Source organism: Nocardia flavorosea, assembly GCF_015477805.1.
GTDB lineage: Bacteria > Actinomycetota > Actinomycetes > Mycobacteriales > Mycobacteriaceae > Nocardia > Nocardia flavorosea_A.
In genome coordinates, this window is sequence record NZ_JADLQL010000001.1 from 71,420 (window position 1) to 83,192 (window position 11,773).

General features: G+C 66.6%; 13 protein-coding genes. 8 read left to right on the forward strand and 5 right to left on the reverse strand.

The window, feature by feature from the left end; all coding sequences use genetic code 11:
• Positions 1–21 precede the first annotated feature (21 nt).
• Complete coding sequence (locus IU448_RS00345) at positions 22–642, reverse strand: TetR/AcrR family transcriptional regulator (protein ID WP_195053484.1); 621 nt, start codon at positions 640–642, stop codon at positions 22–24.
• 384 nt (positions 643–1,026) lie between these two features.
• Between IU448_RS00345 and IU448_RS00350 the strand changes: the two genes are divergently transcribed.
• The 3 genes from IU448_RS00350 to IU448_RS00360 all read left to right on the forward strand — a co-directional run bounded on the left by IU448_RS00350 (position 1,027) and on the right by IU448_RS00360 (position 3,292).
• The gene (locus IU448_RS00350; RefSeq protein WP_195053485.1) at positions 1,027–1,503 is read left to right on the forward strand and encodes a nuclear transport factor 2 family protein; all 477 of its coding nucleotides are present in this window, start codon (positions 1,027–1,029) and stop codon (positions 1,501–1,503) included.
• 300 nt (positions 1,504–1,803) lie between these two features.
• Positions 1,804–3,006 (forward strand): Rieske 2Fe-2S domain-containing protein, encoded by a 1,203-nt coding sequence (locus tag IU448_RS00355; protein WP_195053486.1) that lies wholly within the window; start codon positions 1,804–1,806, stop codon positions 3,004–3,006.
• 61 nt (positions 3,007–3,067) lie between these two features.
• Positions 3,068–3,292, forward strand: coding sequence for a hypothetical protein (locus tag IU448_RS00360; RefSeq protein WP_195053487.1), 225 nt, complete (start codon positions 3,068–3,070; stop codon positions 3,290–3,292).
• A 119-nt stretch (positions 3,293–3,411) separates the two neighbouring features.
• Here the strand turns inward: IU448_RS00360 and IU448_RS00365 are convergent, their stop codons facing one another.
• The 3 genes from IU448_RS00365 to IU448_RS00375 all read right to left on the reverse strand — a co-directional run bounded on the left by IU448_RS00365 (position 3,412) and on the right by IU448_RS00375 (position 5,708).
• On the reverse strand, positions 3,412–4,359 hold the full coding sequence (locus IU448_RS00365) for an alpha/beta hydrolase (protein ID WP_195053488.1): 948 nt from the start codon (positions 4,357–4,359) through the stop codon (positions 3,412–3,414).
• Between the two features lie 128 nt (positions 4,360–4,487).
• The gene (locus IU448_RS00370; RefSeq protein WP_195053489.1) at positions 4,488–5,324 is read right to left on the reverse strand and encodes an SDR family NAD(P)-dependent oxidoreductase; all 837 of its coding nucleotides are present in this window, start codon (positions 5,322–5,324) and stop codon (positions 4,488–4,490) included.
• Between the two features lie 3 nt (positions 5,325–5,327).
• Entirely contained in the window at positions 5,328–5,708 is a 381-nt protein-coding gene (locus IU448_RS00375; protein WP_195053490.1) for a nuclear transport factor 2 family protein, read from the reverse strand.
• A gap of 447 nt (positions 5,709–6,155) precedes the next feature.
• Between IU448_RS00375 and IU448_RS00380 the strand changes: the two genes are divergently transcribed.
• From IU448_RS00380 to IU448_RS00395, 4 genes are all read left to right on the forward strand, one after another.
• On the forward strand, positions 6,156–7,649 hold the full coding sequence (locus IU448_RS00380; RefSeq protein WP_228811971.1) for an MFS transporter: 1,494 nt from the start codon (positions 6,156–6,158) through the stop codon (positions 7,647–7,649).
• A gap of 199 nt (positions 7,650–7,848) precedes the next feature.
• Positions 7,849–8,325, forward strand: coding sequence for a nuclear transport factor 2 family protein (locus IU448_RS00385; protein WP_195053491.1), 477 nt, complete (start codon positions 7,849–7,851; stop codon positions 8,323–8,325).
• Between the two features lie 108 nt (positions 8,326–8,433).
• The gene (locus IU448_RS00390; RefSeq protein WP_195053492.1) at positions 8,434–8,823 is read left to right on the forward strand and encodes a VOC family protein; all 390 of its coding nucleotides are present in this window, start codon (positions 8,434–8,436) and stop codon (positions 8,821–8,823) included.
• 308 nt (positions 8,824–9,131) lie between these two features.
• Positions 9,132–10,184, forward strand: coding sequence for a hypothetical protein (locus IU448_RS00395; protein ID WP_195053493.1), 1,053 nt, complete (start codon positions 9,132–9,134; stop codon positions 10,182–10,184).
• A gap of 34 nt (positions 10,185–10,218) precedes the next feature.
• Here IU448_RS00395 and IU448_RS00400 read toward each other — a convergent pair whose 3' ends face one another.
• Positions 10,219–10,536 (reverse strand): hypothetical protein, encoded by a 318-nt coding sequence (locus IU448_RS00400; RefSeq protein WP_195053494.1) that lies wholly within the window; start codon positions 10,534–10,536, stop codon positions 10,219–10,221.
• A 173-nt stretch (positions 10,537–10,709) separates the two neighbouring features.
• Here IU448_RS00400 and IU448_RS00405 point away from each other — a divergent pair, with 173 nt between their 5' ends.
• Complete coding sequence (locus tag IU448_RS00405; RefSeq protein WP_195054940.1) at positions 10,710–11,546, forward strand: mycofactocin-coupled SDR family oxidoreductase; 837 nt, start codon at positions 10,710–10,712, stop codon at positions 11,544–11,546.
• The last annotated feature ends 227 nt before the right edge of the window (positions 11,547–11,773 follow it).

Genomic DNA, 11,773 nt, shown 5'->3' on the forward strand with positions numbered 1-11,773 from the left:
AAGGACGCCCGTGGTTACGGCTCACCGCCCGGGGGTGGCGGCGTCGATGCCGGTGAGCAGCATGCGCATACCGCGCAGCAGGATCCGCTCGACCTCGGCGAACTCACCGGAATCGCCGGCGTCGACCCAGTGGATATAGGCCTGCCGCATGGTCTGCATCACCAGTTGGGCGGGCAGTTCGCGCAGGAACGGGTCCTGGCCGAGATCGTAATGCCGGTCGAGGAAACGGGTGATCTCCCCGCACAGTCCTTCGCCCCATTCCAGCCACCGCAGCCGGTACGGCGGTGTATGGATCATCAGCTCCATGAACTTGCGGTCGAATTCCGGTATCCGGCTCCGGTGGACCTCGGTGGTGAACGCGTGCGCGAGCAATTCGACCGGGTCTGTATCGGGGGATGCGTTTCGCAGGATTTCGACGATGAGTTCCTCGCTCTGCCGGAACAGCGGGGAGAGTACGTCCTCCTTCACCGGGAAATGGCGGTGGAAGGTGCGCGGCGAGATCCCCACGATCGCGCAGATCTGCTCCACGGTGGCGGAAGTGCTGCCCTCGGCGATGAACAGATCCCGGGCGGTGAGCGCGATGGTTTTTCGCAGTTCCGCCGCCCGGCGCTCGGTGAGGGTGGGGCGAGCCGACTTGGTCACCGGGCCTCCCTTTCGTCCTGTCGTACCGGGCTTGCGCTGCCTGGAAGCATTGCGCGAGTCCAATTATGTCGTCAGAGTATGACAATACGGCAGAACGTGACAAAAGGGTCCGTTGAAGCGGCGGTACTCCCGGCCAGCGGAATCCGGCGCCCGGGCATCCTCGGCACCTGGTTTCATGCCACCGTACCGCCGACGCCGGATCGGTGCGACGGTCCGGCCGCGACCCACGGTGACTCGGACCGAACCGCGCCGACCCGAGAAAACGAGAGGTAGAGACATGATCGAAGGAGTGGCGCGCGGCCGGCGGCCGGATACGGGCACCGGCTCGCAGGACCTGAGCGTCCCCGGTTACCGGCCGTCGACGGGCACGAAAGGCCAGTGGGTATGAGCGGGGACGAAATACTGGCCGGCCTGGCGGCGCGGGTGCAGCGGCTCGAGGACGAACTGGCCATCATCCGGAAACTCACCGCCTACGGACCGCTCGTCGATGCGGGCGAGGCCGATGCGGTAGCGGAGCTGTGGGCCGAGGACGGTGTATACGACGTCGAAGGCTGGCGGATGGCCGGGCGCGCCGAGGTGCGGGCCATGGTTCTGTCCGACGCCCACCAGAACATCATCGGCGGCGGAAGCGCGCATTTCTTCGGCCCGCCCCATATCGAATGTATCGAGGGCGACGAAGCCGCGGCGATCTGCGAATCGATCCTGGTGCGGCAGGAGGACGGCAGATTCTACATCTGGCGGGCCGGGGTTCATCGGATCGAGTTGCGCCGCACCGACAGCGGCTGGTGTGTCACCCGCCGGGTCACCCGGCCGCTGAACGGCAGCCCCGAAGCGCGCGAACTGGTGACCGGATCGAAATAGCGATACCCCGCTGCGCCCGGCGCTGGTGGCGAGCGTTGTTTCGGTGTGGATCCCGTTCCGGTGACCGGGAGCATGGGCAGACAGGGACGGTTCGTTGACCTATGGTCGGTCCGGCCGGAACTTTTCGTCCCGCCGGCAGCGACGTGAGGGACTGCGCGCGTAGCGGTTTCGCCGGTTGCCGAACCTGCAGCGCACGCAGTGATCGCCGGAACGCGGCCGAAGCGGCAGTGAGGTCTGCGAGCGGCGGCCGAGTGCGAAAACGCACCACCGTGCCGATCTCGCGTCAACAAGGAGGTAATCATGTCCGACCCCGATACCGAGGTTCGCGTCATCGAATCGGCGCCGCCGCCGACGCGCTATGCCCGCGGCTGGCACTGTCTCGGCCTGCTCGACGAATTCCGCGACGGGAAACCGCACGCCGTCGAGGCGTTCGGCACGAAACTGGTCGTCTTCGCCGACAGCGCCGGTTCGCTGAATGTGCTCAACGCCTACTGTCCGCATATGGGCGGTGATCTCACCCAGGGCACGATCAAGGACGACGCGGTGGCGTGCCCGTTCCACGACTGGCGCTGGTCCGGGAACGGGCGATGCGCGGGCATCCCGTACGCCCGGCGGGTTCCGCCGCTGGCCCGCACCAGGTCGTGGAAGACGCTCGAACGCAACGGTCAGCTCTTCGTCTGGCACGATCCGCAGGGAAATCCGCCGCCGCCCGAGGTGACCATCCCCGAGATTGCCGGGTACGACGAGGGGGAGTGGACCCCGTTCACCTGGAGCCGGTTGACGATCGAAGGCTCGAATTGCCGCGAGATCGTGGACAACGTGGTGGATATGGCACATTTCTTCTATATCCACTATTCCTTCCCCGTGTATTTCAAGAATGTGTTCGAAGGGCATATCGCCAGCCAGCACATGAACAGCAAACCGCGTGCCGATGTGGACCTGGGCACGAATTATTCGAAGGAGAAGGAGTCGGTCGGCCGATCCGAAGCCGCCTATTACGGGCCGTCCTACATGATCGACTACCTGTGGAACCAATCCCCGGTCGGTGAGATCGAAACGGCGCTGATCAACTGCCATTACCCCATTTCGCCCACCAGTTTCGTCCTGCAATGGGGCGCGGCGGTGAAGAAGCCCGCAAGCCTGACCGAGGAGCAGGCGCAGGAGATGGCGCGCAGCTTCACCCAAGGGGTCGAACTCGGTTTCGTCCAGGATGTGGAGATCTGGCGCAACAAGGCCAAGATCGACAACCCGTTGCTGTGCGAGGAAGACGGACCGGTCTATCAGCTGCGCCGCTGGTACGAGCAGTTCTACGTCGACGTCGAGGACGTCACCCCGGAGATGACGCAGCGATTCGAGTTCGAGATCGATACCGAACGCGCCATCAGTTTCTGGCAGAAGGAAGTCGACGAGAATCTCGCGGCGGGCCGGTTCGTCACCTCCGACCCGCGGATCGAATCCTTCAAGGCGAGCGCAGAGCCGACCGAAGCAGGCGCGCCGCGCTGATCTCGTCCGTGCCGTTCCGGGCGACCGGAACGGCACGGGAATCCCCCTCCCAGGAGTGAATATGCAGCCGCTTTCCTGCCGTGCATGCGGCAACCGGGTACTGGTCGAGAAGAACAGCCTCGCCCACACCTCGGTGCAGTGGACCGAGAGCCTGCGGTGCGTGGAATTCGCCCCGGCGCCGGACCTCACCGCGCGGGCGTTACGTCCGACCTGCGCGAAAATGCGGGACTCCATCGAATCCGCGGTCCGGGAAGGGCTCATCGACGTAGGTTCCGACCAGCGCTGATACCGGCCGGTCCAGGTACGCCGAGCCTGGATCGACCGGTTGGCGGCCGCACGGGCGGCGCTGTGCGCCGTCCGCCGGAGAATGCCCGGACGGGACGGCGCCGACAGCCGGTCCGCCGTTCAGCCGAACGGCAGGGGGTGCGCGAACCTGGCACGTAGCAGGGCGCCGATCTCGGCGATCGCGAGTGTCGCGCGGGCCGAATTCTCCGGCCGCATGAGAAAACCGTGGAGTACACCGGGGTACCGCGTGACGGTGGTCTGGACCCGCGCGTCCCGAAGCCGCCCGGCGTACCGTTCGCCCCAGTCGCGGATCGGGTCGCCCTCGGCGGTCACCACGATAGCCGGCGGCAGGCCGGACAGGTCCTCGGCGTAGGCGGGAACCCGGTAGCAGTCCTGCGGCCCGGTCGAGGCGGAGTCCACGAGTTCGTGCATGAACACGATGTCCTCACGGAGCAGCATCGGAGCATCGGGCATGGTGACGATCGACGCCGCGCCCATATCACGATCCAGCCCCGGATAGAGCAGCACCTGACCGAAAATGCGCGGGCCGCCACGGTCTCTCGCCAGCAGGGCCGCGCCGGCCGCGAGACCGCCGCCCGCACTGTCGCCGAGGACCACGACCCGACCAGGGTCGATACGCAGGCGGCCGGCGTTCGCCGCGACCCAGGCGGTGGCCGCGTACGACTCCTCGAGCTGCACCGGCGCCCCCCACTCCGGCGCCAGCCGGTAATCGACCCCGATCACCGTCGCACCGGTGGCCGTGGCGATCTGCCGGGCGAGCGGTTCGAAGGAGGCATTGGACCCCATTGCGAGACCGCCGCCGTGCAGGTGGACGACGGCCGGGGCGGCGGACTCGGTGGTGGGCCGGTACACGCGCAGCGGAATGGGCCCGTACGGCCCGGGAATCGTGAGGTTCTCGACCTCGGCCATCGGCAGCGTCTCGGCGGGCGGTTGCATCGCCTCGACCCCGGCGCGGACCTGTTCGATTCCCCGGGAACGCATCGATGGAACCGGTCCCAGGGCGTCGATGCGGGCTCGGACATCGGGATCGAGCGGGGGAACAGGCATGGTCATCTCCTCGGAGTAGGTGATCGGAACAGGGGCCGGCGAGTGCGGTGGTGATCGCCCGCAATCACCCCTGCGCTCGAACCGATCGATGTGCTCGCCGACCCGGTCGGAGGCGGTTTTTGCGGAGGTCAGCCCGCTGTGGCCGGTGAATCGGCCTGCGCGGAGACCCGTTCCACCCGATCGGTCCACAATTTCAACCACTCGGGGTGGGGGAAGATATGGGTTTTGCGTTCCGCCATCCCGCGCACGACGAGTTCCGCGATCTGCGCAACCGGCATCCCTTCCTGTTCGATGGTCCGGTCCACCTTCTCCTGATGTTCGATCAGGGACGGGTCGGCGACGGCGCGGGGAATATGTCCTGGGGGCGCGTTGCGCTCGTCGTGCCGGATGGCCGTGGCGGTGTAGGCCGGGCACAGCACCGCTACTCCGATATGCGGGAACTCGGTAGCCCATTCGAAGGACAACCCCTCCGAAAGCGCCACCACCCCCGCCTTCGACACGCTGTACGGGGTCAGATATCCGCCGGTCAGAAAACCCGACATGGAGGCGGTATTGACGATATATGCCTCATCCTGGGAAGCCAGGATCGGCTGGAAGATCCGGCAGCCGTTGACAACACCCCACAGGTTCACGCCGAGCGTCCATTCCCAGGTGGCGTGGGGAATGGTCGAGAAGTGCTGGGCGCCGCCGACCCCGGCGTTGTTGCACAGCACATGTACGGCGCCGAACCGGTCCACCGCCGCGTCGGCGAGCCGCTGCACCGAATCCGCGTCGGCGACATCGGTGGGCACACCGAGTACTTCACCGAGCTCGGACAGTTCGGTGACCGCTTGCTCCAGATCGGCGGCGTCGTTGTCGGCGACGACGACTTTCATCCCTTCTCGGAGGAAACGGGTCGCCAACCCCTTGCCGATACCGTTCGCACCGCCGGTGACGACAGCTACCCGGCCCTTCAGTACACGCACGGTTCACGCTCCTCGTGTGGTGATGACATCGGCCGGACCCCAGTACGCGCGCATACTGGTGATCAGTCCCTCGTCGTTGAACGTCACCACATCGATCGGCTCGATGGTGACGACCTGGTCCGGCATCGTGGTGACAACGCGCATATGAAATGCCGCGCTGTCCCCGGAAACCCGGATGGTGATCAATTCCGCGGTGGTGGTGACATTGTCGAGCGCACTGTAGAACGCCGTGATATCCGCGCGACCGCTGCGGACCGGGCCGCCGGCGGGGTCTTCCAGGGTGGCGGATTCGTCGTACAGTGCCCCGATTTCTTTGCCGCTGCCTTTTCCCAGCAGGGAAACATATTCGGCGACCGCGGCGGCGATCTGCGCGGTGGATGGCATCGGATTCCTCTCCCGGCGGCGCGGTCGGCCGTCGCGACAAGCCCTATGTGAGCGCATCCGGGCCACGAACGGCCGGTGCTGTTCCGCCAGATGGGAGGCCGGCTGCCGCCTTCCCCGGAAGTACCTGTTCCGCGCGGCCGCCGAACCGCGCCACCGCGAGCTCGTGAACGGTTCGGTCCCGCTCACCGGAAACGCTACAGCCGACATTTCGGGCACGCCTTATCGTCCGTTGTGCCAGCTGTTGGTGACCTACATCACGACGGGCCGTCCATCGGGCCCGCCCTGCTACCGGCGCTGGCGTAGTTTCCGCGGTGCCGTAGGCCCGCGGGGTTCTGCCGCCGAATCCCCGACCCTCGCCCGGCATCACGAAATGCCGTACTCCGCGAAACCTGGTCCTGGATTCGGTGACCGGAACCCCGGGCCGCTCTCGTCTCAGGAGGACGCTCCATGTCCGATCCCTCATCCCGGCTCACCACCGGAAAACCCGCAGATGCGCCGGGGTTCAGATCCCCGGCGCTGATCATCACGGCACTCATCCTCGCCGAATGCGTCAGTGCCTTCGAAGCCGGCACGATCTTCATTGCGCTACCGCGGTTCAGCGAAATCTTCGACGCGCCGGCTTCCACGACCGGCTGGGCGGTGACCGCCTATATGCTCGTCGCGGCGGCGACAGCCCTGGTCGGCGGCCGGCTCGGCGATATGTACGGCCGCAAAAAGGTCCTCATCGTCATCATGCTGGTTTCGGTGCTCGGCTCGGTGATCAGCGTTCTCGGCGATTCGATGGCGGCGATCATCATCGGACGAGGTGTCCAGGGGGTTTCGGGTGCGATCCTGCCGCTCTGCTACGGCCTGGCACGGGAAGCCCTGCCCGCCCCGAAGGTTCCGATCGCCATCGGGTTCGTCAGCGGTGCGGCCCTGCTGGCCGGTTCGGGTGGCTCCCTGATCGCCGGTGTCCTGCTCGACGTCGCCGACTGGCATATGATCTTCGTTCTCGCCGCTGTCCTGGCCGTTGTGGCCTCCGCTGTGGCCGCGGTCGTGCTGCCGGGTGCGCATACCCGATCGGAACTGCCGCGGTTCGACTATGTGGGCGCAATCCTGATGACACCCGGCCTGATCGCCCTGCTGTACGGCATCACGCAGGGCCCGGCCTGGGGGTGGACGAGTCCCGCCGTGATCGGCCTGATCGTCGCCGGGCTCGTCATCCTGGCGGTATGGACTTTCTGGGAACTGGGACGCGACGAGCCCCTGGTCGATTTCCGGGTGCTGGCGAACAAGCAGATGACGCTCAACTTGATCGGACTGTCGGTGCTCGCCCTGGGCCCCGTCGGTGCCGTGCAGATCGTGACCCCGATGATCCTGCAAGCGCCGGACTCGCTACCGATCGGGCTCGGCCAGTCCGCGACGGTGACCGGCTTTGTGGCCGGTATCGCCGCACTGGTCGGTTTCATCACGTCACCGCTGGCCGGGGCGGTTGCCGGCCGGTGGGGCGGCCGGACGGCCTTCTTCATCGGGGCCGCGCTATTCGCCGTCGCCAACCTCATGATCTTGCTGGGGCATAAGTCGCTGGTGGTGATGATGGGGGTTTTCGCGGTCGCGGCCGTCGCCACGGCGTTCGCCTTCACCGGCTACCCGAAGATCGTGATCGAATCCGTTCCCGACAACGTCACCAGCGTGACAACGGGCATCCTGAGCACCGCCCGGCAGGCGTTCTCGGCGATCGGGGTGGCCATCGTATCGGTCATGCTCTCGATATGGACGGTCCCCGGGACCACCGCGCCCACACTGTCGTCGTTCAACGCGGCGGTGGGATGGTTCATCCTGTGCTCGCTGATCGTGGCCGCCATCTGCCTGTTCATCGGCCGGCCGCAACCGGAGCCGAAACAGGCCGGCAGTATCGCTGCCGGTGAGGAGGGCAGCGCGACATCGGCGGCCTACGCCTGACCGACGACCGCTCCGACGCCGCTACCCGGCCCGTTCCGGGTAGCGGCGTCCGCGCCGGTTCCCGGCGCAGAGGCCCACTGACCGGGGCGGCGTACGACGACGATCGGCGGCGGGGGCTCACCGCGCCGGTCCACGGGTACCTCCCGCTCATCGGGATCAGCAACCCGGCATCGCATTATCGTCGCCTTACGATCCGATCGTGACTTCTTCGTCCGAATCCACCAACTCCGAACCGGGTAAACCCGACCGTGATGCCGTGGCCGATACGGTGAACCGATACACCTACGCACTCGACGAGCGGGACTGGGGCCTGCTCGACGAGGTATTCGCACCGGATGCGGTGGCCCGCTACGGCGGGTCCGCGGCTCCCGCGGTCCGCGGCCGCGCCGATATCGTGGCGATGATCCGGTCCTTCCTGGACCGGTGCGGTCCCTCCCAGCATCTGCTCGGCAACCACGTCATCGATATCGAGGGCGATATCGCCACTTCGATCTGCAAGGCGCGAGTTCTGCATATCGGCACCGGGGAGCACTCGCACATCACCTACGAATGCGTCGGCGTGTACCGGGACCGGTTGACCCGGTCGGCGCAGGGCTGGCGGATTGCCGAACGCACCTTCGTCATCGATATCGAATTGGGGGACCGAAACGCGGTCCTGGGCGGGGGCGCCGGCTAGCGACCCCGTGGCCGGGCCTCTCTCCGGCCTTGTCCGGTCGCTCCCGGTAGCCGGAAGCGGCCGAATCGTCGCGGTGTGCCCGTGCCCCGCGGAACGAAAGGAAAACACATGCCCGGTCCTCGTTTTGCCTTCACCAAGATCCTGGTGAACGACCTGCCGGCTCAATTCGACTTCTACTCCACGGTGTTCGGCCGGGTGGAGCGAACGCGCTACGAGTTCGACGACCGGCCCGATGCGCTCGCCGAGATCATCATGACCTCACCGGACGGGGCCGAACAGTCGCTGGTGCTGTTGCACTACAAGAACCGGCCCGCCCCGGCTCCGGGTTCGGCGGTGATCGGTTTCGAGGTGCAGGGGCTCGACGATGTTGTGCGGCGCGCCGCGGCGGCCGGCGCCACCGTGACCCAACAGCCCACCACGATGGCGGATATCGGCATCCGGGTCGCGTTCGTCGCCGATCCGGAAGGGCATGTACTGGAACTGTTCGAACGGCTGTGACCGGCAGTTCCGGTGCAGGCACGGACTTCTGCCGTCGAACTTCCTGCTCAGCGGGAGGGTGCGTGGTTTCCGCGGGTCCGGCGGCTTAACGTCGAAACCGGACCATCGGACCGCGCAGAGACCTGCAACGGTTCCCGTAGCGCGGCTGTGGTCCGTGCGGAACGCAGGCGCAGGGAGCACCGGCCGCCGTCCCCCGGCCCTTCCTGGCGTCCCGCATCCGTATCGCCGCGGGCCGGGCGTGCTGGGCCCGCTCGCCTCCGGATGCGGCGTGGGCCGCGCGGCATCGGGATCGAAGGAAGAAGGAAATCATGACTGCAACTCTCTCGGCTTCCGGCAGGCATCCGCTCGTCCCGGTCGCCCCGCCCCGCGTCGTCGGCGATCTGTACTCCAGCGCCGAAACCGCCGCCTTGTTCGGCGTGATCGCCGATCACGGGCCGTGGCCGCTGGTACTGGCACACCATTTCGCCTCGACCGAGGAGTATCTGGCCGTTTCCGGCGGGGCAGACCGCAAAGCGGATGCGAAACTCTCGGATTTCGCCGCGCCGGTGTTCCGCGGTTACCTCGCCAAAGAGGGTGTGGCCTTCTACGACGAGATCCGCGATATCTACCTGAGCCGGACACTGCTCGAACACGCCAAGAGCGTGCACGGTGCCCGCTACGGCATGGCCCATCACATGCTGTTCAATATGGCGGTCCCGTCGCGCAGTTTCGACGCCGGCCATTTCGACAGCGGTAACTGGCGCGGGATGAGTTCGGTCGACACCCCGATCTGGCTGCTCAGTGTAATGGCGAAATCGGGGCTGTTCGACGCATGGGAGGTCAAGACCTCGCAGGTGATCACCTACTTCTACGATTCCGACCTCGACGGCGGATTCACCTATTGGCCCGACGGTCCCGACCGCGCACCGCAGCGGCTGGCGGCTCCGTTCTGGAATACCGCAGTGCTGTCGGACAATTCGAAGATGTACCACCGGCGCGAAGCCAACGGCCCGCGCGACCGGCGCGATATGCCGGAACTCGAAATGCATACGCGTCTGCACGGCGACAACGGCGAGTGGGTGGTGCGCAACGGCGATACCGAAATCGGCCGGTACACCGACGGCGACGTCCGGACCCTGTTCCATTACACCGCGCTCGTCTTCGACGACCGGCGCGATGCCGACCGCTATCTCGACCACACCGACGACCTCACTGCCGACAAGGTATTCGATATCCTCGGCGAGGATCTGCTACGCCGCGGAATCGAATTCGAATTCCCGGCCGACCCCCTGACCGATCGGGATTTCATCGCGCTGCTCACCGCCACCTACGCGATGGCGCCCGCCGAATACCCGGCCGAGGCCCCGCTCGACGTCAACTGAGTGAACGACGTCACTCATACGGTGGCATGCCCGGTCATACAGGTGGCAGGCCGGAATCGATGTCGTGGCCGTCGAGCCGCTCGATCTCCGTGACAACCTCTCCGGTCGGGTCGAGGCTCAGCTGCACAACAGGCTCACCGTCGCGCTCCACCTGCACGACCCGTGAGCCCGATGACCCGGACGGCGCGGTCAACAAGACTGTACAAGCGGGCCCGAATGTGCACCGACCATGGAACCTCAGTCCCAAGACGGTTCCGGCAAGGCGGCCGTTCTCGACTCCCAGAAGGGCGACAATCTCGGTAACGAGAGCTGGCAAAACCGCGCCCAGCCGGGGAAACTCAGCTGCCGTCATGCCCGGACCTTACAGGGGATCTCATTGTCCGGAATTCGCACCGCACCACCGAAAAATGTCGTGGTAGACGTGTGACCTCCCCTGCCGGGTCGAACGCGACTCCCCGGAAAACGGCGCCGCGGCGGTAGCAGCCGGCAACTCCGGCCCGGTCAGGGCCGCAACAGGAGGAAATGATGAACGATTTCACGGGCCGTGTCGTACTGGTCACCGGTGCCGCACGCGGTCAGGGCCGGGCGCATGCCCTCGCCTTCGCCGAGCGTGGCGCCGATGTGGTGATCTGCGATCGGTGTGCGGATGTGCCGGCGGTCGGCTACGCGATGGGACGGAAGGAGGACCTCGCCGAGACCAAGGCCCTGGTCGAAGCGACGGGCCGGCGCTGCCTCGCCGAGCAGGCCGACACCGCAGACCAGGTGGCCGTACAGGCCCTGGTGGCGCGCGCCGAATCGGAATTCGGCGGGATCGACATTGCCGTCGCCAATGCGGGAGTGTCGGCGGGCGCGCCGATTCAGGATGCTTTCGACGGACACTGGGCGGAGGTCGTCGGCACGAATCTCACGGGGGTCTTCCATACCGTCGCCGCTGTCGCACCCGGCATGGTCGCGCGGGGTTACGGTCGGATCATCACCATCAGTTCGATGCTCGGCCGCGGCGCGGCGCCCGGGCAAGCGGCCTACTGCGCGTCGAAGTGGGGTGTGATCGGTATGACGAAAAGCGTGGCGCTCGAGCTCGCCCCGCACGGTGTGACCGCGAACGTGGTCGCGCCCGGCAATATCGCCACCCCCATGGCGCAGAACGACGCCCTGTACCGGAAAATGCGGCCCGACCTGGAATCTCCGACCCTCGCCGATGCCGAACCGGTTTTCGCGACCCTGCATGCGCAGCCGGTACCGTTCCTCGACCCGTTCGAGGTGACCCGCGCCGTGCTGTATCTGGCCGACGAGGCAAGCGCGCATATCTCCGGCACCGTGATGCCGGTCGACGCCGGAGCGGCGGCCCGCGTCACCGCCTGAGCGGGTCGGTGGTGGCAGGTGGTGGCCTGCCGGCCTCCGATGCAGAGCCCGGTACTGCCGGCGGAGCTGGACGGCACAGCAGCAGAACATCTTCCCGGTGAGCGGGATTTCCCGGAATCGGGCGGCTCCCCACCACTGACACTGGGTCCGCCCCCGAGCAGACAGGACGACCGATACCCCGCCGCATCCAGGATTTGCCGCGGTCATCGTTCCGTACGAACTCGGTC